Source organism: Pseudomonas sp. WHRI 8519 (assembly GCF_040224055.2).
Lineage (GTDB): Bacteria > Pseudomonadota > Gammaproteobacteria > Pseudomonadales > Pseudomonadaceae > Aquipseudomonas > Aquipseudomonas putida_X.
Map to the genome: position 1 here is coordinate 4,792,450 of NZ_CP167996.1, position 24,413 is coordinate 4,816,862.

A 24,413-nucleotide genomic window follows, 5' to 3' on the forward strand; every position below is an offset into this window, starting at 1 on the left:
TCAAATAGCACGAAGCCTGGCCGAGGCCAGGCTTCGTCGACAGAAACCCGCATCATGTGTCAGAAATTTCAGTATGAAAGTTCCGACAGCTTCGGCTGCTGTCTTTTTACCATCTCTTGCTTAGCCGCGAAACTCGGCGCGACCGCGGTAAACCGCTTTGGCGCCCAGTTGTTCTTCGATGCGCAGCAACTGGTTGTACTTGGAGACGCGGTCGGAACGGCACAGCGAGCCAGTCTTGATCTGGCCAGCGGCGGTACCCACAGCCAGGTCGGCAATGGTCGAGTCTTCGGTTTCACCGGAGCGGTGCGAGATCACGGCGGTGTAGCCAGCGGCCTTGGCCATCTGGATGGCTTCCAGGGTTTCGGTCAGCGAGCCGATCTGGTTGAACTTGATCAGGATCGAGTTACCGATGCCCTTCTCGATGCCTTCCTTGAGGATCTTGGTGTTGGTCACGAACAGGTCGTCACCGACAAGCTGGACCTTCTCGCCGATCTTGTCGGTGAGAATCTTCCAGCCCGCCCAATCGGACTCATCCAGGCCGTCTTCGATCGAGATGATCGGGAAGCGCTCGGTGAGGCCTTTCAGGTAATCGGCAAAGCCTTCGGCGTCGAACGACTTGCCTTCGCCTGACAGGTTGTACTTGCCGTCTTCGTAGAATTCGGAGGCCGCGCAGTCGAGGGCCAGGGTCACGTCGGTGCCCAGCTTGTAACCGGCTTTTTCCACGGCTTCAGCGATAGCGCCCAGGGCGTCTTCGTTGGAAGCCAGGTTCGGCGCGAAGCCACCTTCGTCACCCACTGCAGTGTTCAGGCCACGGGCCTTGAGCACAGCCTTGAGGTGATGGAAGATCTCGGTGCCCATGCGCAGGCCATCAGAGAAGGTCTTGGCGCCAACCGGCTGCACCATGAACTCCTGGATGTCGACGTTGTTGTCGGCGTGCTCGCCACCGTTGATGATGTTCATCATCGGAACCGGCATCGAGTACTGACCTGGGGTGCCGTTCAGGTTGGCGATGTGCGCGTACAGCGGCAGGTCCTGGTCCTGGGCAGCAGCTTTCGCGGCAGCCAGGGAAACCGCCAGGATGGCGTTGGCGCCCAGCTTGGCCTTGTTCTCGGTACCGTCCAGTTCGATCATGGCGCGGTCCAGGGCCTTCTGGTCGGAAGGGTCCTTGCCCAGCAGCAGGTCACGGATCGGGCCGTTGATGTTGCCAACGGCTTTCAGCACGCCCTTGCCCATGTAACGGCTCTTGTCGCCATCACGCAGCTCCAGCGCTTCGCGCGAGCCGGTGGAAGCACCGGACGGCGCGCAAGCGCTGCCGATGATGCCGTTGTCGAGCAGTACATCGGCTTCCACGGTGGGGTTGCCACGCGAATCGAGAACTTCACGACCTTTGATGTCGACGATTTTTGCCATTGTTGTAAGCACTCCAGAATTGACGAAAACAACGCAGCTTTAGGAAATTCTTGCCTTGCACCAGGCGTAAATGCAGCAGGCAGGCCTGGCAGAAGCAGCCCCTGACCTGGGGGTCAGGGGCAGAACGGACGGTACTTTACCCGAGAAATGAGCTTTGCGCGGTTTATACCGTCGGAAAACTCACCCAGCCTGGGCTCAGGCCTTGTTCTTCTGTGCCAGAGCAGCCTTGACGAAGCCACTGAACAGCGGGTGGCCATCACGCGGAGTCGAGGTGAACTCCGGGTGGAACTGGCAGGCGACGAACCACGGGTGGTCCTTGGACTCGACCACTTCAACCAGCGCACCGTCTTCGGAACGACCCGAGACCACCAGGCCGGCATCGACCAGTTGCGGCAGCAGGTTGTTGTTCACTTCGTAACGGTGGCGATGGCGCTCGGTGATCACGTCCTTGCCATAGCAGTCATGTACCTTGGAGCCGGCTGCCAGTTGGCAATCCTGCGCGCCCAGGCGCATGGTGCCACCCAGGTCGGAGGCTTCGGTACGGGTCTCGACGGCGCCGGTGGCATCGGCCCACTCGGTGATCAATCCAACGACCGGGTGGCCGCTATTGCGATCGAACTCGGTGGAGTTGGCGTCTTGCCAGCCCATCACGTTACGGGCGAACTCGATCACGGCAACCTGCATGCCCAGGCAGATACCCAGGTACGGCACCTTGTTCTCACGGGCATACTGCACCGCGGTGATCTTGCCTTCCACGCCACGCAGGCCGAAACCGCCCGGTACCAGGATGGCGTCGGCGCCTTCGAGCAGGCTGGTGCCCTGGTTCTCGATATCTTCGGAATCGATGTAGCGCAGGTTGACCTTGGTGCGGTTGGTGATGCCGGCGTGGCTCATCGCTTCGATCAGCGACTTGTACGCGTCCAGCAGCTCCATGTATTTGCCGACCATGGCGATGGTCACTTCGTGCTCAGGGTTGAGCTTGGCGTCGACCACCTTGTCCCACTCGGACAGGTCGGCGCTGCTGCACTGCAGGCCGAAGCGCTCGACGACGAAATCATCCAGGCCCTGGGCATGCAGAATGCCTGGGATCTTGTAGATGGTGTCGGCGTCTTCAAGGGCAATCACCGCACGCTCTTCAACGTTGGTGAACTGGGCGATCTTGCGGCGCGACGAGCTGTCGATCGGGTGGTCGGAGCGGCAGACCAGTACATCAGGCTGCAGGCCGATGGAGCGCAGCTCCTTGACCGAGTGCTGAGTCGGCTTGGTCTTGGTCTCACCAGCGGTGGCGATGTACGGCACCAGCGTCAGGTGCATCAGCATCGCGCGCTTGGCGCCGACTTCGAAACGCAACTGGCGGATCGCCTCGAGGAACGGTTGCGACTCGATGTCGCCCACGGTGCCACCGATTTCCACCAGGGCCACATCGGCATCGCCGGCGCCCTTGATGATGCGGCGCTTGATCTCGTCGGTGATATGCGGGATGACCTGGATGGTCGCGCCAAGGTAATCACCACGACGCTCTTTGCGCAGCACGTGCTCGTAGATGCGGCCGGTGGTGAAGTTGTTGTTCTGGGTCATGGTCGTGCGGATGAACCGCTCGTAGTGGCCCAGGTCGAGGTCGGTCTCGGCGCCGTCGTGAGTGACGAATACTTCACCGTGCTGGAACGGACTCATGGTGCCAGGATCGACGTTGATGTACGGATCCAGCTTGAGCATGGTGACCTTTAGCCCCCGCGCTTCCAGGATGGCCGCCAGGGAAGCCGAGGCAATGCCTTTCCCCAATGAAGAAACAACACCGCCCGTGACGAATATGTAGCGCGTCATGAAAAACCCTAGAAGTCTGCGTTAAGGCGGCCAGCGCCGCCGGAGAAAGCGAAGGAAGGCCGAAGCCCCCGATCACCTGCGTCAATCACAGTGCATCTCGAAAAACTGCCGCGCCTGTACAGACCAGGGTCATCCCCGGCATGGAGTTCGCTCGTCATTTCCAGAATCAGCCCAGCAAAAAACTGCGTGGTAATCGGCAACTGCCGTGTTTCCGAGGAACGCACAGAAGTTGTATCAAGAAGGGAGGGTAGTCTACCGGAATGTACCCTTCAGCTCAAACCTTGCGCGTTCGTCGGAGGCTGCCAATGAAGCTGGCAATCGGCCTGCGCCAGTCGCGGCAGATTGGCCACTGCCAGCAAGCGCTCGCCACGATACAGCAATGGCAGGCGCGGTCGCACGAAGTGCGGGACGTGCGATTCGTTGAGCAGGCGCTTGAGGTCGCGCTTGCCACGGCCTGGTATGTCCAGCACTTCCCCGCCCTGGCGATAGGCGATGCGCAAATCGCCTTCCGGGGCGCCCTGCAGGCTGACGCTGCCGTTCCCGGGCAATGGCAACGGGCTACCGGGCTTGTCCCAGCGCAGCGTTCCGCACACAGGCTGCAGCCAGTCGCCAGACAACCACCAGATACGTCCGTGGCTGCGCTCGAGTTTGCCATCGGTCAGCTGCCAGGCAGGTTGGGCATCGACTGCCGCATCACGCAGAGCCGCCCAACCAGCCCAATGCCGGGTGTCGGGCAAACGGGTGCGCAAGCTCAACCAATACTGCAGGGCGTTGCGCTGACGGGCCGGCGACAGCGCCGCCAGGCTCGCAAGGTCAAGGGAGTCCACCGCAGACCACATGGCCGGCGCGCCCTCCTGGGCCACGGCGAGGTCAGCCTGGGCCAGTTCATCGAGCAGCCCGAGCGCCTCCCCCAGGTGCCCGGCGGTGCGAGCCAGGGCCTGGCTGGCCTGGGGCCAACGCTGCTGCAGTAGCGGGAACACTTCAGCGCGCAAGAAATTGCGGGCAAAGGCCCTGTCTGCGTTGGATGGGTCTTCGGCCCAGATCAGCCCATGGCTTTGTGCATAGTCATGCAACTGCACACGTGAAACGTTGAGCAGCGGCCTGACCAGGTGGCCGCGCCCCAGCGGGCGCTGTTGCGGCATCGCCGCCAGGCCACGCAGGCCGGCACCACGCAGAAGCCGGAACAGCAAGGTTTCGGCCTGGTCATCACAGTGCTGCCCCGTGAAAAGAACGTCGCCCGCGCCGAGAACGGTCTCGAATGCCGCATACCGAGCATCGCGCGCAGCCTGCTCCAGGCTCGCCTCGGCAGCGACCTGAACGTGGATGACGGTGAGTTCGATCCCGAGCCGTTCGCACACTGCGGTGCAATGGCTTGGCCAGGCATCGGCGGCGGGTTGCAGGCCGTGGTGGATGTGGATGGCATGGAGCGGAGGCGTTGCGTGGATGCTGGCGTAGTCGGCCAGCCAGTGCAGAAGGACCGTGGAGTCGAGGCCACCGGAGAAAGCGATGTACCAGGCAGGGGCATTGAGCCAAGGGGTGAGGTTGATCATTGGCGCCTCACGCGGCTTGAAAGCGTGGGGGCGCTTGGCGCCCCCAGTGGTGCATCAGAGGCCGTAGCTCATCAGGCGCTCATAACGACGGGCCAGCAGCGTGTCGTTATCGAGCTTGCCGAGCATGTCCAGCTGCTGAACCAGGTCAGCGCGAATGCTTTCGGACATCTGCGCCGGGTCACGGTGGGCACCGCCCAGCGGTTCCTCGATGACCTTGTCGACGATGTTCAGGCTTTTCAGGCGCTCGGCGGTAATGCCCATGGCCTCGGCAGCGTCGGCGGCCTTGTCGGCGGTTTTCCACAGGATCGAGGCGCAACCCTCCGGCGAGATCACCGAGTAGGTGGAGTATTGCAGCATGTTCAGCTGGTCGCACACACCGATGGCCAGCGCACCGCCGGAACCACCTTCACCGATGACGGTGGCGATGATCGGCGTCTTCAGGCGTGCCATGACACGCAGGTTCCAGGCGATCGCTTCGCTCTGGTTGCGTTCTTCTGCGTCGATGCCTGGGTATGCACCCGGGGTGTCGATGAAGGTCAGGATCGGCATCTTGAAGCGCTCGGCCATTTCCATCAGGCGGCAAGCCTTGCGGTAGCCTTCAGGGCGCGGCATGCCGAAGTTGCGGCGAACCTTTTCGCGCACTTCACGGCCCTTCTGGTGGCCGATGACCATGACCGGCCGGCCATCCAGGCGCGCGGTACCACCGACGATGGCGGCATCGTCGGAGAAGTGACGGTCGCCGTGCAGCTCTTCGAACTCGGTGAAGATGTGCTCCAGGTAGTCCAGTGTGTACGGACGACGCGGGTGACGGGCCAGGCGGGCGATCTGCCAGCTGGTCAGGTTGCCGAAGATGCTTTCGGTCAGAGTGTTGCTCTTGTCTTGCAGACGGGCAATTTCATCGCTGATGTTCAGCGAGTTGTCGTTACCCACCAAACGCAGCCCTTCGATCTTGGCTTGCAGGTCGGCAATCGGCTGTTCGAAATCGAGAAAATTCGGGTTCATAGTCATCCGTCTTGGGTCTACGGCCAGGCGGCCGGCCGGTTGATCCGTTTGGCGCCCTACCTTAAGGGATCAGGCGCATTCAGGTCGAGATTAAATTTCGTCGGTTCAACGATATTGCAGGAAGACGTTCTCACGCCCGAACTGGTCACGCAGCGCCTGAATCAAGCCATCGGCCGGGTCGATCGACCACTGGTCGCCGAACTGCAGCATCGCCTTGGCGTCGCTGCCGGTGTACTCGAGGGTGATCGGGCAACCACCGCGATGGCGGGTGATCAGCTCGCCCAGCCAGTTCAGGCGATCGCCCTTGAGGGCATCGTGGGTGATCTTCAGCCGCAGGCTCTCGGCAAGCTTGGTACGGGCATCCTCCATGGTCATCACCTGCTTGACGCGCAGGCGCAGGCCACCGGAGAAGTCGTCGTTGCTGACCTCACCCTCGACCACGACCATGGCATCGTTCTGCAACAACGCCTGAGCCCCCATGAAGGCATCGGCGAACAATGAGGCTTCGATGCGCCCGGAGCGGTCATCGAGGGTGACAAACCCCATCTTGTCGCCCTTCTTGTTCTTCATCACCCGCATCGCAATTATCATCCCGGCGATCGTCTGCGTTTCGCGGGAGGGTTTCAGGTCGATGATGCGCTGGCGGGCGAACCGGCGGATTTCCCCTTCATACTCATCGATCGGGTGGCCGGTGAGGTACACGCCAAGGGTATCCTTCTCGCCCTTCAGGCGCTCCTTGAGCGTCAGCTCACGCACCTTGCGGTGGTTGGCGTAGACATCGGAGTCCGCCTCGACGAACAGCCCGCCGAACAGGTCCACGTGGCCGCTATCAGCGGTGCGTGCGGTCTGCTCTGCCGCCTTGATCGCCTCTTCGAGTGCCGACAGCAAGGTCGCGCGATTGATGTCGATACTGGCGTGGTACGCCTTGATCTCATCATGGAAGTGCGGGCCCAGCCGGTCCAGCGCGCCACTGCGGATCAGCGCATCGAGTGTACGTTTGTTCACCCGCTTGAGGTCGACCCGCTCACAGAAGTCGAACAGATCCTTGAACGGGCCACCCTGGGCGCGTGCCTCGACAATCGCCTCCACCGGGCCTTCACCCACGCCTTTGATAGCGCCAAGGCCATAGATGATGCGGCCGTCGTCATTGACCGTGAACTTGAACTCCGAGGCATTCACGTCCGGGGCGTCGAGGCGCAGCTTCATGCTGCGCACTTCTTCGATCAGCACCACCACCTTGTCGGTGTTGTGCATGTCCGCTGACAACACCGCGGCCATGAACGGCGCCGGGTAATGAGTCTTGAGCCAGGCGGTCTGGTAAGACACCAGGCCGTAGGCCGCCGAGTGGGACTTGTTGAAGCCGTAACCGGCAAACTTTTCCACCAGGTCGAAGATGTTGCCGGCGAGGTCTGCATCGATGTTGTTGGCCACACAACCCTCGATGAAACCGCCGCGCTGCTTGGCCATTTCTTCAGGCTTTTTCTTACCCATGGCGCGGCGCAGCATGTCGGCGCCGCCCAGGGTGTACCCCGCCATGACCTGCGCAATCTGCATCACCTGCTCCTGATACAGGATGATGCCGTAGGTCGGCGCAAGAACAGGCTTGAGGCCTTCGTACTGGTAGTCCGAGTGTGGGTAGGCGAGCTCGGCGCGGCCGTGCTTGCGGTTGATGAAGTCGTCCACCATGCCCGATTGCAGGGGGCCTGGGCGGAACAACGCCACCAGTGCGATAAGGTCTTCCAGGCAGTCAGGCTTGAGCTTTTTGATCAGCTCTTTCATGCCCCGCGACTCGAGCTGGAACACCGCCGTGGTTTCGGCCTTCTGCAGCAACTCGTAGGTCTTGCGATCGTCCAGCGGGATGAAGTCGATGTTGACGTCGGGCAGATTGTTCTTGGCCTGCTCGCGGTTGATCGTCTCCATGGCCCACTTGATGATGGTCAGGGTACGCAGGCCAAGGAAGTCGAACTTGACCAGGCCGGCGGCCTCGACATCGTCCTTGTCGAACTGGGTCACCAGGCCGCCGCCCTCTTCGTCACAGGCGATCGGCGAAAAATCGGTGAGCTTGGTCGGGGCGATGACCACACCACCGGCGTGCTTGCCGGTACCACGGGTGACACCTTCGAGCTTGAGCGCCATTTCCCAGATTTCGCGGGCGTCTTCGTCGCCCTTGAGGAAGTCGCGCAGGATCTCTTCCTGCTCGTAGGCCTTCTCCAGGGTCATGCCCACTTCGAACGGGATCATCTTCGACAGACGGTCAGCCAGGCCATAGGACTTGCCCTGCACCCGCGCCACGTCGCGTACCACCGCCTTGGCGGCCATGGTCCCGAAGGTGATGATCTGGCTGACCGCGTTGCGCCCGTAGGCGTCGGCCACGTAGTCGATCACCCGGTCCCGGCCATCCATGCAGAAGTCGACGTCGAAGTCGGGCATGGAAACACGTTCAGGGTTCAGGAACCGTTCGAACAGCAGGTCATAGGCCAGAGGATCGAGGTCGGTGATCTTCAGTACGTAGGCCACCAGCGAGCCGGCACCCGAACCACGGCCAGGGCCTACCGGCACGCCGTTGTTCTTGGCCCACTTGATGAAGTCCATAACGATCAGGAAGTAACCCGGGAAACCCATCTGGATGATGATGTCCAGTTCGAATTTCAGGCGGTCCAGGTAGACCTGGCGCTTCTCTTCGTAATTGGGCGTGGTCTCCTTGGGCCAGAGCACTGCCAGGCGCTCCTCCAGGCCTTCGTGCGAGACATGGCGCAAGTAGTCGTCGATCCCCATGCCATTGGGCGTGGGGAAATCCGGCAGGAAGTACTTGCCCAGCTGTACCTGTATGTTGCAGCGCTTGGCGATCTCGACGGTGTTGGCGATGGCGTCGGGCAGGTCGCTGAACAGCTCGGCCATTTCCTCCGCGCTTTTGAGGTACTGCTGGTCGCTGTACATGCGCGGGCGACGCGGGTCGTCCAGGGTCCAGCCTTCACCGATGCACACCCGGCTTTCGTGGGCGTCGAAGTCCGATTGCTTGATAAAGCGCACATCATTGGTGGCCACGAGCGGCGCGCCGACCTTGTCGGCCAGCGCCACGGCAGCGTGCACGTACTCTTCGTCACCGGCACGATTGGTGCGCTGCACCTCGACGTAAAAACGCTCGGGGAACATGCCCATCCAGTCGTGTAGCAGCGCCTCGGCCTCAGTGGCACGGCCGGCCATCAGCGCCATACCGATATCGCCCTCCTTGCCAGCAGACAGGGCAATCAGGCCTTCGCTGGCCGAGGCGACCCATTCACGCTGAAGAATCACCAGGCCATTGCGTTGGCCGTCGGTCCAGCCTCGGGAGATCAGCTCGGTAAGGTTGCGGTAACCCTTGGGGTTCATCGCCAGGAAGCAGATACGCGACAGCGGCGCTTCAGGATCGGCACCGGCCAGCCACAGGTCAGCACCGCAGATCGGCTTGATGCCCGCGCCCATGGCGGTCTTGTAGAACTTCACCAGCGCACACATGTTGCTCTGGTCAGTGATCGCCACCGCGGGCATGTTCATCCCGGCCAGCGCCTTGGCCAGCGGTTTGATCCGCACCAGGCCGTCGACCAGCGAGAATTCGGAGTGGACGCGCAGGTGAACGAAGGGAACCGACATGGAAGATCCTGTAGCAGTGCTGAACGACAAAGGCGGGATTGTAGCGTAAAAGCGAGGGGGGGTTGGGGACGCAAGGCGCCCCCAATAGGCTAGATCAGAGAATCGGTAATGCCTTCACGGGCTTCCCAAGCGGCCCGTACCGGCGCAAAGGAACGCCGATGGATGGGGGTGGGCCCGAGGCGGGCCAGGGCTTGCAGATGTACCGGCGTCGGGTAGCCCTTGTGCCCGCCAATCCCGTACCCCGGATAAATCAGCTCGAATGCGCTCATCTCGCGATCGCGGGTCACTTTGGCCAGGATCGACGCTGCAGCGATGGCCGGCACTTGGCTATCGCCCTTGATGACCGGAGCAGCCGGCACCGACAGTTTGGGGCAGCGGTTACCGTCGATCAGAGCGAGCCTGGGAGTAACGCTCAGGCCTTCGACCGCACGCTGCATGGCCAGCATGGTCGCTTGCAGAATATTGAGACGGTCGATTTCCTCCACTTCGGCGCGGGCAATGCAAAAACTCAGGGCTTTCGCACAGATCTCGTCGAACAGCGCTTCGCGCTTGGCTTCGGTGAGTTTCTTCGAATCGTTGAGGCCGAGGATCGGCCGCGCCGGGTCAAGAATCACCGCGGCTGTGACAACGGCGCCGCACAGCGGGCCGCGCCCGACTTCGTCGACGCCGGCAACCAGGTCCTCGACCAGGTTGAAATCCAGTCCTATCTGCATGTCAGCGGTCCTTGAGCAAAGCCAGCACCGCGTCGGCCGCCTGGTTGGAGGCGTCGCGGCGCAGGGTGCGGTGAATCTCGTCGAAGCGCTCGGTCTGCTGCCTGCCATCGGCCACCAGGGGGGCCAGGGTTTGCGCCAGGGCCTCGCTGGTGGCGGCATCCTGCAGCAACTCGGGCACCAACTCGCGCTGGGCGAGCAAGTTGGGCAAAGACACGTAGGGGCTTTTCACCAGACGCTTGAGAATCCAGTAGGTCAATGGCGCGAGGCGATAGGCAACGACCATGGGGCGCTTGTACAGCATGGCCTCCAGGGTGGCGGTACCCGAGGCGATCAGCACCGCATCACAGGCAGCGAGCGCCTGATGCGACTGGCCATCGAGCAACGTCAAAGGCAAATCGCGACCTTCCAGCATCTGTTCGAGCTGTGCGCGCCGCGCGCCATTGGCGCACGGCAATACAAACTGCACGCCGGGTATCAGCTCGCGCAGGCGCTGCGCCGCATCCAGGAACAACGCCCCCAGGCGCCCGACTTCCCCGCCACGGCTACCGGGCATCAGGGCAACCACCGGCCCTGCATCGAGCCCCAGCGCCCCGCGTGCAGCCTGCCGATCCGCAGCCAACGGTATGGTATCGGCCAAGGGATGGCCGACGAACCTTACCGGCACGCCCTGTTCTTCATAGAAGCGTGCTTCGAAGGGCAGCAGCGTCAGCATCAGATCGCAACCTTCACGAATCTTCAGCACGCGCTTCTGCCGCCATGCCCAGACCGAAGGGCTGACGTAATGCACAGTCTTGATACCCGCCTGGCGCAGCTTCAGTTCGATATTGAGGGTGAAATCAGGTGCATCGATGCCAATGAACACATCGGGCTTTTCAGCGATGAGGGTCTGGATCAGTGCCTTGCGCCGCTTGAGCAGCTCGCGCAGGCGCCCCAGCACCTCGACCAGGCCCATGACCGCCAGACGCTCCATCGGGAAATACGACTGCATGCCCTCGGCTTCCATCAGCGGACCGCCAACACCGATGAACCGCACCTGGGGATGACGCGCCTTCAAGGCGCGCATCAGACCGGAACCCAGAATATCGCCGCTGGCCTCACCCGCGACCAAGGCTACGCAAAGTTGCGCCATGTCAGCGGGTAATGCCGCGAGCAGAGTTCACGATCGACTGACGGAACAAGTCGACCTGTGGGTGTTTGCCGGCCAGCTCATCCAGCTCCTTGACCGCTTCTTCAACGGTCAGGCCCTGGCGGTAGACGATCTTGTAGGAACGACGCAGGGCATGGATGACCTCGTCGCTGAAACCGCGACGGCGCATGCCTTCGAAGTTCATGCTGCGGGCTTCGGCGGGGCTGCCGAATACCGTGACGAATGCCGGAACGTCCTTGCCGATTGCCGTGCCCATGCCGGAGAAGGCATGCGCGCCGATGTGGCAGTACTGGTGCACCAGGGTGAACCCGGAGAGGATCGCCCAGTCACCCACATGCACATGCCCGGCCAGCGCAGTGTTATTGACCAGGATGCAATGGTTTCCGATCACACTGTCATGGCCGATATGGGCGTAGGCCATGATCAGGTTGTGGTCACCCAGCGTGGTTTCAGCGCGATCCTGAACCGTGCCACGGTGAATGGTCACACCCTCGCGAATCACGTTGTGATCACCGATCACCAGGCGCGTCGGTTCACCTTTGTACTTCAGGTCCGGGGTGTCTTCGCCGATCGAGGAAAACTGGTAGATGCGGTTGTGCTTGCCGATCCGGGTCGGACCTTTGAGCACCACGTGAGGACCAATGACGGTACCCTCCCCGATTTCAACATCAGGGCCAACGATCGACCACGGGCCGACCTCGACGCCATCGGCCAATTTGGCCGACGGATCGATGATCGCCCGTGGATCAATCGAATTCATAGCTCACGTTCCGCACAGGTGATCTCAGCCGAGCACACTGGCTTGCCATCGACCAGAGCCCGGCACTCGAACTTCCAGATGGTCTTCTTACGGCCGATGAACTTGGCCTCAAGCACCAACTGGTCGCCCGGCAGGACGGGCTGACGGAAACGCAGCTTGTCGGAACCAACGAAGTAATACAGCGTGCCGTCGGCCGGCTTGGCATCGAGCATCTTGAAACCGAGAATGCCTGCAGCCTGTGCCATGGCTTCGATGATCAGCACGCCTGGCATCACCGGGTGCTCCGGGAAATGCCCGTTGAAGAACGGCTCATTGATGCTGACATTCTTGTAGGCACGAATGCTCTGGGCCTCGAAGTCCAGATCCGTTACACGATCCACCAACAGGAACGGGTAACGGTGAGGCAGGTATTCGCGAATCTCGTTGATGTCCATCATTTCGGGGGGAAGCCTGTAATAAGAATAGGGAGCGCAGGTGCTGACCACACGCTCCTTTTGCAATCCAAAGAGGAGCCAGCTAGCGACTGTTCACTCTTGCTCAGGAAATGGTATCAGCCTTCTGATGTCGGCTGGCCACCTGAGGTCACGGTATCGACACGTTTTTCCAGCTGCTGGAGACGTTTGGACATGTCATCCAGTTGGCGGATACGCGCAGCGCTCTTGCGCCAGTCAGCCAGTGGCTGCATGGCAGTACCGGAAGAATAGGCACCCGGTTCGGTGATCGAACGAGTGACCATGGTCATCCCGGAGACGAATACGTTGTCGCACACATCGATGTGCCCCACCATGCCGACGCCGCCAGCGATGGTGCAGTGCTTGCCAATGCGCGTGCTGCCGGAAATCCCGACGCAGGCAGCCATGGCCGTGTGCTCGCCGATCTGCACGTTGTGAGCGATCTGGATCTGGTTGTCGAGCTTGACGCCGTCAGCGATCCGCGTGTCGGACAATGCGCCCCTGTCCACCGCAGTGTTCACGCCGATTTCGACGTCATCACCCAGGGTGACACCGCCGATCTGGGCGATCTTGCGCCATACGCCCTTCTCGTTGGCAAAGCCGAAGCCCTCGCCACCGATCACCGCACCAGACTGGATGACCACGCGCTTGCCAATGGTCACGTCGTGATACAGCGTGACCCGCGGTGCCAACCAGCCACCCTCACCGACCACACAACGGGCACCGATCACGCAATGCGCACCGATACTGACGTTCGCGCCAATGCGGGCGCCGCTCTCGATGACCACGAACGGCCCGATGCTGGCGCTGGCATCCACCTGTGCATCCTCGGCGACCACGGCGCTGGGATGAATTCCCGCTACAGCCTTGGGTTTTGGATCGAACAGGTGGGAAATGCGCGCGTAGGCCAGGTACGGGTCCGCCACGATCAGCGCATTCCCGGCGAAGCCTTCGGCATCTGCAGCCTGCAGCAATACCGCTGCTGCCTGACAGTTATCCAGGTACTTGCGGTACTGCTTGTTGGCAAGAAAGCTCAACTGACCGGGGCCGGCCTCCTGCAAGGTGGCCAGCCCGGTGATCTGTAGCGCCTCGGAGCCTTTGAGAGTGGCCCCGAGGGCCTCGGCCAACTGGCCGAGCGTCATGGTCACGGTCATATCAACGGGCTTGGTTCATGCGCTCGATGACTTGGCGGGTGATGTCGTACTGAGGCTTGACATCAATGACCGCGCCACGCTCGAGGACCAGGTCGTAACCGCCTTTCTTGATCACTTCTTCGACAGCACCGTCGAGCTTGGGCTTGAGCTGCTTGAGCATGTCGCGGTCAGCGACCGCTTTGGCTTCATTCAGCTCCTTGGACTGGAACTGGAAGTCACGTGCCTTTTGCTTGAACTCAAGCTCCAGGCGCTCGCGCTCTGGCTGGGCCAACTTGTCGCCGCCCTTGATCAAGCGGTCCTGAATGCCTTTGGCACTGCTTTCGAGGGTCTTGAGCTTGGTCAACTGCGGGCCGAACTTCTTCTCGGCATCCACCGCGTACTTCTTGGCGGCATCGGATTCAAGCAACGCCATCTGATAGTTCAGCACGGCAACCTTCATTTCGGCGAAAGCCGGGGTGGCGACCAGCGCCGCGGCCAGTATGGCCAGTTGAGTCAACTTACGCACGATGCACTCCTGGATAAACCGTTGTCGTTAAGCAAGGGCCGACCTTAGAAGGTCTGGCCCAGAGAGAATTGGAACACCTGGGTATCGGCATCGTCCGGCTTCTTGACCGGCATCGCCAGGCTGAAGCTCAACGGGCCCAGTGCGGTGATCCAGGTCACACCCAAACCAACGGAGCTGGCCATGTCCGAGAAACCGACCTTGGCGCAGTCAGGCTTGGAACCGCAATTGGTGTCGAACACGTTACCCACATCCCAGAACACGGAGGTGCGCAGCGAGCGCTGGTCCTTCACGAACGGCAGCGGGAACAGCAGCTCTACGCCACCCTGCACCAGGACGTTGCCACCGAACGGCAGCGGGTCTTGGTCCGGGTCAAACTCAGTGCCCGGCTTGCTAGCTAAACCTCTGCTGGGCGTACTGCGTGGGCCCAGGCTGCTGTCCTTGAAGCCGCGAACGGAGTTGAAGCCACCCGCATAGTAGTTCTCGTAGAACGGCAGGCCCGAAGTGCCACCGAAACCATCACCATAGCCCAATTCGGTGTGCAGGCGCAGGGTGTACTCGTTGTTGATCGGCTTGAACAGCTGGCCGCGGTAATCAAGCTTGTAGAACGACAGGTCGCTGCCTGGAATGGTCGATTCCAGGGTCAGGCTCTGGGAGTGACCACGGGTCGCCAGCACGCCTTTGTTCAGGGTCGACTCGGACCAGCCGATTGACGCCTTGAAGTTCAGGAAGTTATCACCCTCTTCATCGAGGAAGTCGAAGATCTCGTCAACGGTATAGCGACCGGTCTTGATCTTGTCCTGCTGCACGCTGAGGCCGTAGGTCAGGCGCGAGGTTTCGCTGATCGGGTAGCCCAGGCTCACACCGGCACCCAGGCTGTCGACCGCATAGCTGGCCACGTCAACGTCGAGGTCGTCGTAGTCGGTGCTGCGATAGAACGCGTTGTAACCCAGGCTCACACCGTCAGCAGTGAAGTAGGGGTCAACGAAACCGAAGTTGTAGCGGGTCTGGTATTCCGAGCGGGTCAACCCGATGGAAACCTTGTTACCCGTACCGAGGAAGTTGGTCTGGCTGATCGAACCGCCCAGGATCAGGCCGGCGCTCTGGGCGAAGCCCACGCTGGCAGTGATCGAGCCGGACGCCTGCTCTTCGACGCTGTAGTTGACGTCGACCTGATCGTCGGTACCCGGCACTGGCGGGGTCTCGACGTTGACTTCCTTGAAGAAACCCAGGCGCTCCAGACGGGTCTTGGACTGGTCGATCAGGTAGGTCGAGGCCCAGCCGCCTTCCATCTGGCGCATTTCGCGGCGCAGCACTTCGTCTTCGGTCTTGGTGTTGCCGCGGTAGTTGATGCGGTTGACGTAGGCACGCTTGCCCGGGTCGACCACGAACATGATGTCGACGGTGTGGTCTTCGTCATTGGGCTGTGGCACGCCGTTGACGTTGGCGAACGTGTAGCCTTCGTTACCCAGGCGGCGGGTGATCAGCTCGGACGTGGTGGTCATCACCTTGCGCGAGAATACCTGGCCCGGCTGCACCAGCAGCAGCGACTTGACCTGGTCTTCCGGCACCTTCAGGTCACCCGACAGCTTCACGTCGCGAACGGTGTACTTCTCGCCTTCGTTGACGTTGACGGTGATATAGACGTGCTTCTTGTCCGGGGTGATCGACACCTGGGTGGAAGCGATGTCCATGTTGATGTAGCCGCGGTCCAGGTAGTAGGAACGCAGGCGCTCCAGGTCACCGGAAAGCTTTTCGCGGGCGTACTTGTCGTCGTTCTTGAAGAACGACAGCCAGTTGGTGGTCTTGAGCTCGAACAGCTGCGACAGCTCTTCATCGTCGAACACGGTGTTGCCAACGACGTTGATGTGCTGGATGGCAGCGACGGTGCCTTCGTTGATCTTGATCTTCAGGGCAACCCGGTTGCGCGGCTGCGGCACCACCTCGGCGTCGACCTCGGCCGAGTAGCGGCCCTGGGCCACGTACTGGCGCTGCAGCTCGTTACGCACGCCTTCGAGGGTGGCACGCTGGAAGATCTCGCCTTCGGCCAGGCCCGACTGTTTCAGGCCCTTCATCAGGTCTTCGGTGCTGATCGCCTTGTTGCCTTCGATCTCGATGCTCGACACCGACGGGCGCTCGACCACGTTGATGATCAGGACATCGCCGTCGCGGTTCAGCTGAATGTCCTGGAAGAAGCCGGTCTTGAACAGCGACCGGGTCGACTCCACCAGGCGCCGGTCATCGGCCTGATCGCCCACGTTCAGGGGCAAGGCACCGAAAACGCTGCCGGCGGATACCCGCTGCAGGCCGTTGACACGAATATCGGAGATGGTGAAGGACTCGGCGTGAACTTCAGCGATCATCAATGCGGAGAGGACCGCAGTTAGCAGCAGACGTTTCATGAAGTCCTTTTATTCCAACTGGCAATAAACAACCTGCCGCAATTGGCGGCAGGTTTGCAATGCGAAGCTTTTATAGTCGACCCAGATCGTTGATCAGGGCGAGCAACATCACCCCTATGACCAAACTGATACCGATCTGGACCCCCCAACCTTGAACCCGATCCGACAATGGACGACCGCGCGCCCACTCGACCAGGTAAAACAGCAAATGCCCCCCATCCAGCACTGGAATGGGCAGCAGGTTAAGAACCCCCAGGCTAATGCTCAGGTAGGCGAGGAAGTTCAAGAAATCCCCCACGCCGGACTGGGCTGAAGCGCCCGCCACTTTAGCAATGGTTATCGGTCCGCTCAAGTTTTTTACCGAGAGCTCACCGAACAGCATTTTCTTCAGGGATTCGAGGGTCAGGACGCTCATGTTCCACGTCCGGGAAAGGCCCTCGCCTACCGCGTCCAGCGGACCGTAGCTGACCTCACGAAGCATGCCGGCTGGCCATTCGCCGCCTTTCACCCCGGCGCCCAGGTACCCTGCGGCAGCGGCGCCCTCACCTTTTCGAGCCAACGCTACCGGCACATCCAGCGCCGCACCGTCGCGCTCGACACGCACCACGACCTTGGCTTCAGGGCGAGCGCGTACGCTATCGACAACCTGCTGCCAGTCACTCAAGGCCACCCCATCGAGACTCAGCAGCCTGTCGCCGGTTTTCAGGCCGGCAGCTGCCGCTGGACCTTTTGGATCGATCTCGGCCAGCACGGGCGCCACGACCGGCCGCCATGGCCGCAGCCCGAGCGACTGAATCGGGTCAGGCTCGTCTGCACCCTTGAGCCAGCTATCGAGCTTGACCTGCAACTGACGCTCGGCGCTGGCGCCCTCATCGCGTACACCGACCTGCAATGTTCCGCTTTCGCCCAGGCGACGCACCAGCTGCAGGTTGACGGCCGACCAGCCACTGGTCGCCTTGCCATCGATGGAAACAATTTCCTGGCCGGCAACCAGGCCAGCCGATGCAGCCAGGCTGCCAGGCTCTACCGCACCGATGACCGGGCGGATCTGCTGGGTACCGAGCATCGCCAGCAACCAGAAGAAAACGATGGCCAGCAGGAAGTTGGCAATGGGGCCTGCGGCGACGATGGCGATGCGCTGGCGAACCGATTTGCGATTGAAGGACTGGTCGGCCAGCGCTGGCGGCACTTCGCCTTCACGCTCGTCGAGCATCTTGACGTAACCGCCCAAAGGAATGGCCGCCACCACGAACTCGGTACCGTGGCGGTCATGCCAGCGCAATAGCCCGGGGCCGAAGCCCACGGAAAAGCGCAGCACCTTGACCCCGCAACGCCGAGCCACCCAGAAGTGGCCGAATTCGTGGAAAGTGACCAGTACACCCAAGGCCACCAGGGTGCCGATAATCATGTACAGCGCAGTCATGTCTTTCTCCGAATGACGTTCAGCGGAACGACTTTTCGCACATCCTCTGGGCCGGGCAGCATCAGCGGCCGTGGCGCCTCAACCACTCGCGGGACAACTCTCGGGCGCGCTGATCGGCTGCAAACACCGCCTCCAGCGAAGGCACAGGCACCACAGGTTCCTGGGCCAACACCTGTTCGATCATACTCGCGATCTCCGGGAAGCGGATACGCCGCTCAAGAAATGCATCCACGGCAACTTCGTTGGCCGCATTGAGCACCGCTGGCGCGCTATTGCCCGCCTCCGCAGCCTGCCGTGCCAGGCGCAGGCAGGGAAAGCGCAGCTCGTCGGGAGCCTGGAAATCAAGGCGAGCGATGGCGAACAGGTCCAGCGGGGCCACACCAGAATCGATCCGCTCTGGCCAGGCCAGGGCATTGGCAATGGGCGTGCGCATGTCCGGGTTACCCAACTGGGCCAGCACCGAACCGTCTACGTAGTCCACCAGGGAATGGATCACGCTCTGCGGGTGCACCACCACTTCGACCTGGCTTGGCGCCGCATCGAACAACCAGCAGGCCTCGATAAGCTCCAGGCCCTTGTTCATCATGCTCGCCGAGTCCACGGAAATCTTGCGCCCCATGGACCAGTTCGGGTGGGCACACGCCTGCTCTGGCGTGACATCGGCCAGCTCGGCCTGAGGGGTCTGGCGAAACGGCCCGCCCGAGGCAGTCAATAGAATTCGGCGCACCCCCACCTGGCTAAGACCCCGGTCATAGTCACCCGGCAGGCACTGGAAGATGGCATTGTGCTCGCTGTCGATCGGCAGCAGCACTGCACCACTGCGTCGCACAGCTTCCATGAACAGCGCGCCGGACATCACCAGCGCCTCTTTGTTGGCCAACAGCACCTTCTTGCCCGCCTCGACGGCGGCCAGCGTTGGGCGCAAGCCCGCAGCGCCGACGATGGCCGCCATCACCGCATCCACTTCCGGGGCGGCAGCGACCTCGCACAGGCCCGCCTCCCCTTCCAGCACCTCGGTGGCGCAGCCCGCAGCTGCCAGGCCTTCGCGCAAGCGCACAGCTGCTTCGCCGTTAGGCACCACGGCATAGGCCGGGCGATGCCGCACGCACAGGGCCAGCAGTTGATCGATGCGCGAATAGCCGCTCAATGCAAATACCTGGTAGCGGTCGGGATGGCGGGCGATCACATCCAGGGTACTGAGGCCGATGGAGCCGGTGGCGCCCAGCACGGTAATACGCTGTAGCGCTGTCACATCACACCCCATTCGGCAGCCCACAGCAACACTGCGAACACCGGGATGGCGGCAGTCAGGCTGTCGATGCGGTCAAGCACCCCGCCATGGCCGGGCAGCAGGTTGCTGCTGTCCTTGATCCCGGAGCGGCGCTTGAACATGCTCTCGGTCAGGTCACCAATCACCGATGCCATGACCACCAGCGCAGCCCCCAGGAGCCCCAGCAGAATCTGGCCGACACCCCAATCGCGAGTTATGCCGACCGCCAGCGTAATCACCAGGCTGACCGCCAGGCCACCATAGACGCCTTCCCAGCTTTTGCCCGGGCTGACTTGCGCGGCCAGCTTGCGCTTGCCGAAAGCACGGCCCGAGAAGTAAGCGCCGATATCGGCCGCCCACACCAGCACCATGACCGAGAGAATAAGCCAGTTACCCAGCGGCCAATGCTTGAGCAACACCAGCCCTTGCCAGGCAGGTAGCAGGATCAGCAGACCGATCAGCAGACGACAGGCAGCACTGACCCACAGCTCACTGCTTCGCGGATAGGTCAGTACCAACCAGGTGGCCATGCCCCACCAGATGACCGACGCACCCAGCACCCAGGGCGCCAGGTCAGGCATCAGGTAGAGCAGCATCAGCGCACCAGCGACGACAGCGGCATAGGCAATGCGCAGCGGCTGGGCCATCAACCCGGCCAGGCGCGCCCATTCCCAGGCCGCCAGGGTCACCACGAAGCCGATGAACAGAGCGAAATCCCCGCCGTTGAGCAGGAAGAAACCACCCAGCGCGACCGGCAGCAGGATCAGCGCGGTAATGATGCGTTGTTTAAGCATTAAGCACGAGCTCCAGCCTCGACCTGCTCGCTGGTCTTACCGAAGCGGCGCTGGCGCGAAGCGAAATCGGCCAGGGCATTGCGCATGGCCTCGTGTTTGAAGTCCGGCCAGTACAGGTCGGAGAAATACAGTTCGGCGTAAGCCAACTGCCACAGCAGGAAGTTGCTGATGCGGTGCTCGCCACCCGTGCGGATGCACAGGTCCGGCAACGGCAGGTCGCCCGTCGCCAGGCAGGTTTGCAAAAGCCCGGGCGTAATGTCGTCCGGACGCAGATGACCGGCCTGAACCTCACGCGCCAGCCGCTGGGCGGCCTGGGCGATATCCCACTGCCCGCCGTAGTTGGCGGCGATCTGCAGGATGAAACGGTTATTGCCGGCGGTCTGCGCCTCGGCCTCGCGCATGGCGGCCTGCAGCTCTGGATGGAACCGCGAACGGTCGCCGATGATGCGCAGGCTGATATTGTTCTCGTTCAGGCGTTTGGCCTCGCGGCGCAGCGCCGAGAAGAACAGCTCCATCAACGCCCCCACTTCCTCGGCAGGGCGCTGCCAGTTCTCACTGGAGAAGGCGAACAGCGTCAGCACCTCGACACCGGACTTGGCGCAGACCTCGATAACCGCACGTACGGCATCGACGCCGGCCTTATGCCCGGCTACGCCGGGCAACAGGCGCTTCTTCGCCCAGCGATTATTGCCATCCATGATGATCGCGACGTGTCGCGGCACCGAAGACGGTGCCGCCAGCTTGGTCTTTTCCATTAAAAAACCTCGGCCTTAGACGGCCAACAGGTCCTTTTCCTTGGCTTTGAACGCAGCGTCGATCTCGGCGACGAACTTGTCGGTCAGCTTCTGGATCTCGTCAGCCGCACGACGCTCTTCGTCTTCGCTGATTTCCTTGTCCTTGGTCAGCTTCTTCAGGTCGGCCAGGGCATCACGACGCACGTTGCGCACCGCAACCTTGGCATCTTCGGCAACGCCGCTGGCCTGCTTGGTGTAACCCTTGCGGGTTTCCTCGGTCAGGGCCGGCATCGGTACACGGATGGTGGTGCCGGCGCTGGACGGGTTCAGGCCCAGGTCGGAAGTCAGGATGGCCTTCTCGATGGCAGCGCTGAGGTTCTTGTCGTGGGCGACGATTTTCAGGGTGCGCGCATCTTCAACAGTGATTGCAGCGACCTGGTTCAGCGGCATTTCGCTGCCCCACGCCGTGACCTTGACGCTGTCCAGGATGCTTGGGTGGGCGCGACCGGTGCGAATGGACGCCAGGTGGCGGCCCAAAGCCTCGATAGACTTGCCCATGCGGTCCTGAGCGTCTTTCTTGATGTCGTTGATCATTTTTGAACTTCCTCGATCAGAGTTCCTTCCGCGCCGCCATGCACGATGTTCAGCAAGGCGCCGGGTTTGTTCATGTTGAAGACGCGCAGCGGCATCTTGTGGTCGCGGCAAAGGCAGATTGCCGTGAGATCCATTACACCCAGCTTGCGATCCAGCACTTCATCGTAGGTCAGATGATCGAACTTCTCGGCATGCGGGTCCTTGAATGGATCTGCAGTGTATACACCATCGACCTTGGTTGCCTTCAATACCACGTCGGCATCGATTTCGATGGCACGCAGGCACGCGGCGGAGTCGGTGGTGAAGAACGGGTTGCCAGTACCGGCAGCGAAGATTACGACTTCTTTGGCGTTCAGGTGGCGCATGGCTTTGCGGCGGTCATAGTGATCGGTCACACCCACCATGGAAATGGCCGACATGACGATAGCGGTAATGTTCGCCCGCTCCAGCGCGTCGCGCATGGCCAGGCCGTTCATTACCGTCGCCAGCATACCCATGTGGTCACCGGTAACACGGTCCATGCCGGCTGCACTGAGCGCCGCACCACGGAACAGGTTGCCACCGCCGATCACCAGGCCGACCTGGACACCGATGCCGACCAACTGGCCGACTTCCAGGGCCATGCGATCCAGGACCTTGGGGTCGATCCCGAACTCTTCCGAGCCCATCAGGGCCTCGCCGCTAAGTTTGAGTAGAATGCGTTTATAGCGAGCCTGATAACCACTGCCCTGCTGAGCCATTGCGAATCTCTCCTGCGGCGTTTGTAAAATTCTGGCGGGCTGCTTGCGCTTGAGCCTGCCTGTAACTCTAACGTGACGCAGCGACTGCGTCAGCGAGCAACGGCTTTGAAAACCGCTCCCGCTTTGACAAAGAGGCTGCGCGCGTGAGCGGGCAGCCTCTTTGGGGCGACAGACGAGCCTGTCTTACTGCTTGGCGGCAGCTACCTGAGCGGCAACTTCAGCAGCGAAGTCGTCGACCGGCTTCTCGATGCCTTCGCCTACCTTGAAGTAGGTGAAGGAAACGATTTCAGCACCGGCTTTCTTGGCCAGCTCGCCGACTTTGACTTCTGGGTTCATGACGAAGGCTTGCTCTTTCAGCGAGGCTTCTGCCTTGAACTTGGTGATGCGGCCGTTGATCATGTTCTCAACGATGTTTTCCGGCTTGCCGGCGATCTTGTCAGCGTTCAGCTGCAGGAAGACGTTCTTCTCGCGCTCGATGGCCTCGGCGGAGATTTCCGACGCATCGAGGAACTCTGGGTTCGAAGCTGCAACGTGCATGGCAATGTTCTTGGCCAGCTCGACGTCGCCGCCTTTGAGGACGACAACAGCACCGATCTTGTTACCGTGCAGGTAAGCACCGACAACGTCACCCTCAACGCGCACCAGGCGACGGATGTTGACGTTCTCGCCGCACTTGGCGACCAGGGCTTCACGAGCGGCTTCGCGCGAGGCGATCAGCGGAGCGGCGTCGGTCAGCTTCTGGGCGAAAGCTTCTTCAAGGCTTTCAGCGACGAAGTTCTTGAAGTCGTCTTGCAGGGCCAGGAAGTCGGTCTGCGAGTTGACTTCCAGCAGGACGGCGGATTTACCGTCGGTCTTGACGGCGATCGCGCCTTCAGCAGCGACGTTGCCAGCCTTTTTGGCGGCCTTGATGGCGCCCGAGGCACGCATGTCGTCAATGGCTTTTTCGATGTCGCCGCCGGCCTTTTCCAGGGCCTTTTTGCAATCCATCATGCCTTCGCCGGTACGCTCGCGCAGTTCTTTGACCAGCGCTGCAGTAATTGCTGCCATTTCAAAATCCTCTTGGAAAGTTTTTCAACCATTCCACCCGCTCATCACGGGCGTTCAATTCTGCAAATCCGCTGTTTCAACCTCAGCCGGCCCATAATGCGGGGCGCTTGCTGACAGCAGGATTTCAAGGTGGCAAAAAGGGGGCAAAGCCCCCTTTTTGCGTGCCAAGCAGACGCTAGCGTCTATTACTCGGCAGCAGGTGCAGCCGCTTCTTCAGCGTAGACTTCGGTGCCGCCAGCAACGTTGTTGCGACCGCGGATGACGGCGTCAGCCATCGAAGTCATGTACAGCTCGATAGCGCGAATGGCGTCATCGTTACCTGGGATGATGTAGTCAACACCTTCCGGGCTGCTGTTGGTATCGACAACGCCGATAACCGGGATGCCCAGCTTGTTGGCTTCGGTGATAGCAATGCGCTCGTGGTCAACGTCGATCACGAACAGGGCATCAGGCAGGCCGCCCATGTCCTTGATACCACCCAGGCTGCGGTCCAGCTTTTCCAGATCGCGCGAACGCATCAGGGCTTCTTTCTTGGTCAGCTTGGCAAAGGTGCCGTCTTCGGCCTGGGTTTCCAGGTCGCGCAGACGCTTGATCGAAGCGCGGATGGTTTTGTAGTTGGTCAGCATGCCGCCCAACCAGCGGTGGTCAACGTATGGCGAACCGCAACGAGCAGCTTGCTCGGCGACGATCTTGCCGGCGGAACGCTTGGTGCCGACGAACATGATCTTGTTCTTGCCCTGGGCCAGGCGCTCTACGAACGACAGAGCGTCGTTGAACATTGGCAGGGTTTTTTCCAGGTTGATGATGTGGATCTTGTTACGCGCGCCGAAAATGTACTTGCCCATTTTCGGGTTCCAGTAACGGGTCTGGTGGCCGAAGTGCACACCGGCCTTCAGCATATCGCGCATGTTGACTTGGGACATGATAGTTCCTTGATAAGTCGGGTTGGGCCTCCACGTATCCCAATGACCAACCCACGCAGCTGAACGAGAAGTTCGAGAATGCGGGGCACCCAGGTCATCGTGTCGACACGTGTGTGGGTTTGAGCTGACGGGGTCGTCCCCGAAAGCGGCGCATGTTATACCACAGACCGCCAACGAACGGAACCCGCAGCTTTAAGCTTCGAGCTGCAAGCTTCAAGCTGCAAGAGAAAGCCGACCGCAGACCCCCAAGCCACGCCGCTCAGCTTGCAGCTTGCAGCTTGCAGCTTGCAGCTTGCAGCTTGCAGCTTGCAGCTCGAAGCTTGAAGCTTGATGCTGGGTTCA

Annotated in this window: 20 protein-coding genes; all 20 read right to left on the reverse strand. The window is 61.4% G+C overall.

Annotated features, from left to right (window positions below; genetic code table 11):
- Window positions 1-120: 120 nt before the first annotated feature.
- Entirely contained in the window at window positions 121-1,410 is a 1,290-nt protein-coding gene (gene eno, locus ABRP30_RS21900; protein WP_012315883.1) for a phosphopyruvate hydratase, read from the reverse strand.
- A 195-nt stretch (window positions 1,411-1,605) separates the two neighbouring features.
- Complete coding sequence (locus ABRP30_RS21905) at window positions 1,606-3,234, reverse strand: CTP synthase (RefSeq protein ID WP_241804425.1); 1,629 nt, start codon at window positions 3,232-3,234, stop codon at window positions 1,606-1,608.
- A 269-nt stretch (window positions 3,235-3,503) separates the two neighbouring features.
- Window positions 3,504-4,784: a tRNA lysidine(34) synthetase TilS gene (gene tilS / locus ABRP30_RS21910; RefSeq protein ID WP_349974736.1), complete on the reverse strand. Its 1,281-nt coding sequence runs from the start codon at window positions 4,782-4,784 to the stop codon at window positions 3,504-3,506.
- A 54-nt stretch (window positions 4,785-4,838) separates the two neighbouring features.
- On the reverse strand, window positions 4,839-5,786 hold the full coding sequence (gene accA, locus ABRP30_RS21915) for an acetyl-CoA carboxylase carboxyl transferase subunit alpha (protein ID WP_241804423.1): 948 nt from the start codon (window positions 5,784-5,786) through the stop codon (window positions 4,839-4,841).
- Between the two features lie 105 nt (window positions 5,787-5,891).
- Window positions 5,892-9,416: a DNA polymerase III subunit alpha gene (gene dnaE / locus ABRP30_RS21920; RefSeq protein ID WP_349974737.1), complete on the reverse strand. Its 3,525-nt coding sequence runs from the start codon at window positions 9,414-9,416 to the stop codon at window positions 5,892-5,894.
- 89 nt (window positions 9,417-9,505) lie between these two features.
- Window positions 9,506-10,129, reverse strand: coding sequence for a ribonuclease HII (gene rnhB, locus ABRP30_RS21925; protein WP_046788313.1), 624 nt, complete (start codon window positions 10,127-10,129; stop codon window positions 9,506-9,508).
- Window position 10,130: 1 nt separating this feature from the next.
- The gene (gene lpxB / locus ABRP30_RS21930) at window positions 10,131-11,258 is read right to left on the reverse strand and encodes a lipid-A-disaccharide synthase (protein WP_241804420.1); all 1,128 of its coding nucleotides are present in this window, start codon (window positions 11,256-11,258) and stop codon (window positions 10,131-10,133) included.
- Between the two features lies 1 nt (window position 11,259).
- The gene (gene lpxA / locus ABRP30_RS21935) at window positions 11,260-12,036 is read right to left on the reverse strand and encodes an acyl-ACP--UDP-N-acetylglucosamine O-acyltransferase (RefSeq protein ID WP_267818212.1); all 777 of its coding nucleotides are present in this window, start codon (window positions 12,034-12,036) and stop codon (window positions 11,260-11,262) included.
- Window positions 12,033-12,473, reverse strand: a complete 441-nt coding sequence (gene fabZ / locus ABRP30_RS21940; protein ID WP_012315891.1) for a 3-hydroxyacyl-ACP dehydratase FabZ — start codon at window positions 12,471-12,473, stop codon at window positions 12,033-12,035. The genes lpxA and fabZ overlap by 4 nt, the downstream gene beginning before the upstream one ends.
- Window positions 12,474-12,586: 113 nt before the next feature.
- Window positions 12,587-13,642: a UDP-3-O-(3-hydroxymyristoyl)glucosamine N-acyltransferase gene (gene lpxD, locus ABRP30_RS21945; RefSeq protein WP_241804418.1), complete on the reverse strand. Its 1,056-nt coding sequence runs from the start codon at window positions 13,640-13,642 to the stop codon at window positions 12,587-12,589.
- A gap of 1 nt (window position 13,643) precedes the next feature.
- On the reverse strand, window positions 13,644-14,147 hold the full coding sequence (locus ABRP30_RS21950) for an OmpH family outer membrane protein (protein ID WP_241804417.1): 504 nt from the start codon (window positions 14,145-14,147) through the stop codon (window positions 13,644-13,646).
- A 44-nt stretch (window positions 14,148-14,191) separates the two neighbouring features.
- A complete protein-coding gene (gene bamA / locus ABRP30_RS21955) occupies window positions 14,192-16,546 on the reverse strand; it encodes an outer membrane protein assembly factor BamA (protein ID WP_267818215.1) in 2,355 nt (784 codons plus the stop codon).
- A 70-nt stretch (window positions 16,547-16,616) separates the two neighbouring features.
- Window positions 16,617-17,969 carry an RIP metalloprotease RseP gene (gene rseP / locus ABRP30_RS21960; RefSeq protein ID WP_349974738.1) on the reverse strand — a complete coding sequence of 451 codons (1,353 nt, stop codon included), beginning with the start codon at window positions 17,967-17,969 and terminating at the stop codon, window positions 16,617-16,619.
- Between the two features lie 61 nt (window positions 17,970-18,030).
- On the reverse strand, window positions 18,031-19,221 hold the full coding sequence (ispC, locus tag ABRP30_RS21965) for a 1-deoxy-D-xylulose-5-phosphate reductoisomerase (RefSeq protein ID WP_349974739.1): 1,191 nt from the start codon (window positions 19,219-19,221) through the stop codon (window positions 18,031-18,033).
- Window positions 19,218-20,033 carry a phosphatidate cytidylyltransferase gene (locus ABRP30_RS21970; RefSeq protein WP_267818222.1) on the reverse strand — a complete coding sequence of 272 codons (816 nt, stop codon included), beginning with the start codon at window positions 20,031-20,033 and terminating at the stop codon, window positions 19,218-19,220. Before ABRP30_RS21970 ends, ispC begins: the two co-directional genes overlap by 4 nt.
- On the reverse strand, window positions 20,033-20,788 hold the full coding sequence (uppS, locus tag ABRP30_RS21975; RefSeq protein WP_241804412.1) for a polyprenyl diphosphate synthase: 756 nt from the start codon (window positions 20,786-20,788) through the stop codon (window positions 20,033-20,035). Before uppS ends, ABRP30_RS21970 begins: the two co-directional genes overlap by 1 nt.
- Before the next feature lie 15 nt (window positions 20,789-20,803).
- Window positions 20,804-21,361 (reverse strand): ribosome recycling factor, encoded by a 558-nt coding sequence (gene frr / locus ABRP30_RS21980; protein ID WP_267818224.1) that lies wholly within the window; start codon window positions 21,359-21,361, stop codon window positions 20,804-20,806.
- Entirely contained in the window at window positions 21,358-22,101 is a 744-nt protein-coding gene (gene pyrH / locus ABRP30_RS21985; RefSeq protein ID WP_008094912.1) for a UMP kinase, read from the reverse strand. Before pyrH ends, frr begins: the two co-directional genes overlap by 4 nt.
- Window positions 22,102-22,284: 183 nt before the next feature.
- Window positions 22,285-23,148 carry a translation elongation factor Ts gene (tsf, locus tag ABRP30_RS21990; protein ID WP_008094914.1) on the reverse strand — a complete coding sequence of 288 codons (864 nt, stop codon included), beginning with the start codon at window positions 23,146-23,148 and terminating at the stop codon, window positions 22,285-22,287.
- 185 nt (window positions 23,149-23,333) lie between these two features.
- Window positions 23,334-24,071 (reverse strand): 30S ribosomal protein S2, encoded by a 738-nt coding sequence (gene rpsB, locus ABRP30_RS21995; protein WP_012315900.1) that lies wholly within the window; start codon window positions 24,069-24,071, stop codon window positions 23,334-23,336.
- Window positions 24,072-24,413: the final 342 nt, after the last annotated feature.

Excerpts from the sequence above, each read along its gene's own strand:
- uppS (WP_241804412.1), bottom strand. The coding sequence starts at position 20,788 with ATGGAAAAGACCAAGCTGGCGGCACCGTCTTCGGTGCCGCGACACGTC.
- bamA (WP_267818215.1), bottom strand. The coding sequence starts at position 16,546 with ATGAAACGTCTGCTGCTAACTGCGGTCCTCTCCGCATTGATGATCGCT.
- ABRP30_RS21970 (WP_267818222.1), bottom strand. The coding sequence starts at position 20,033 with ATGCTTAAACAACGCATCATTACCGCGCTGATCCTGCTGCCGGTCGCG.
- fabZ (WP_012315891.1), bottom strand. The coding sequence starts at position 12,473 with ATGATGGACATCAACGAGATTCGCGAATACCTGCCTCACCGTTACCCG.
- tsf (WP_008094914.1), bottom strand. The coding sequence starts at position 23,148 with ATGGCAGCAATTACTGCAGCGCTGGTCAAAGAACTGCGCGAGCGTACC.
- tilS (WP_349974736.1), bottom strand. The coding sequence starts at position 4,784 with ATGATCAACCTCACCCCTTGGCTCAATGCCCCTGCCTGGTACATCGCT.
- lpxA (WP_267818212.1), bottom strand. The coding sequence starts at position 12,036 with ATGAATTCGATTGATCCACGGGCGATCATCGATCCGTCGGCCAAATTG.
- dnaE (WP_349974737.1), bottom strand. The coding sequence starts at position 9,416 with ATGTCGGTTCCCTTCGTTCACCTGCGCGTCCACTCCGAATTCTCGCTG.
- rpsB (WP_012315900.1), bottom strand. The coding sequence starts at position 24,071 with ATGTCCCAAGTCAACATGCGCGATATGCTGAAGGCCGGTGTGCACTTC.
- lpxB (WP_241804420.1), bottom strand. The coding sequence starts at position 11,258 with ATGGCGCAACTTTGCGTAGCCTTGGTCGCGGGTGAGGCCAGCGGCGAT.
- rnhB (WP_046788313.1), bottom strand. The coding sequence starts at position 10,129 with ATGCAGATAGGACTGGATTTCAACCTGGTCGAGGACCTGGTTGCCGGC.
- eno (WP_012315883.1), bottom strand. The coding sequence starts at position 1,410 with ATGGCAAAAATCGTCGACATCAAAGGTCGTGAAGTTCTCGATTCGCGT.
- rseP (WP_349974738.1), bottom strand. The coding sequence starts at position 17,969 with ATGACTGCGCTGTACATGATTATCGGCACCCTGGTGGCCTTGGGTGTA.
- lpxD (WP_241804418.1), bottom strand. The coding sequence starts at position 13,642 with ATGACCGTGACCATGACGCTCGGCCAGTTGGCCGAGGCCCTCGGGGCC.
- pyrH (WP_008094912.1), bottom strand. The coding sequence starts at position 22,101 with ATGGCTCAGCAGGGCAGTGGTTATCAGGCTCGCTATAAACGCATTCTA.
- ABRP30_RS21905 (WP_241804425.1), bottom strand. The coding sequence starts at position 3,234 with ATGACGCGCTACATATTCGTCACGGGCGGTGTTGTTTCTTCATTGGGG.
- accA (WP_241804423.1), bottom strand. The coding sequence starts at position 5,786 with ATGAACCCGAATTTTCTCGATTTCGAACAGCCGATTGCCGACCTGCAA.
- frr (WP_267818224.1), bottom strand. The coding sequence starts at position 21,361 with ATGATCAACGACATCAAGAAAGACGCTCAGGACCGCATGGGCAAGTCT.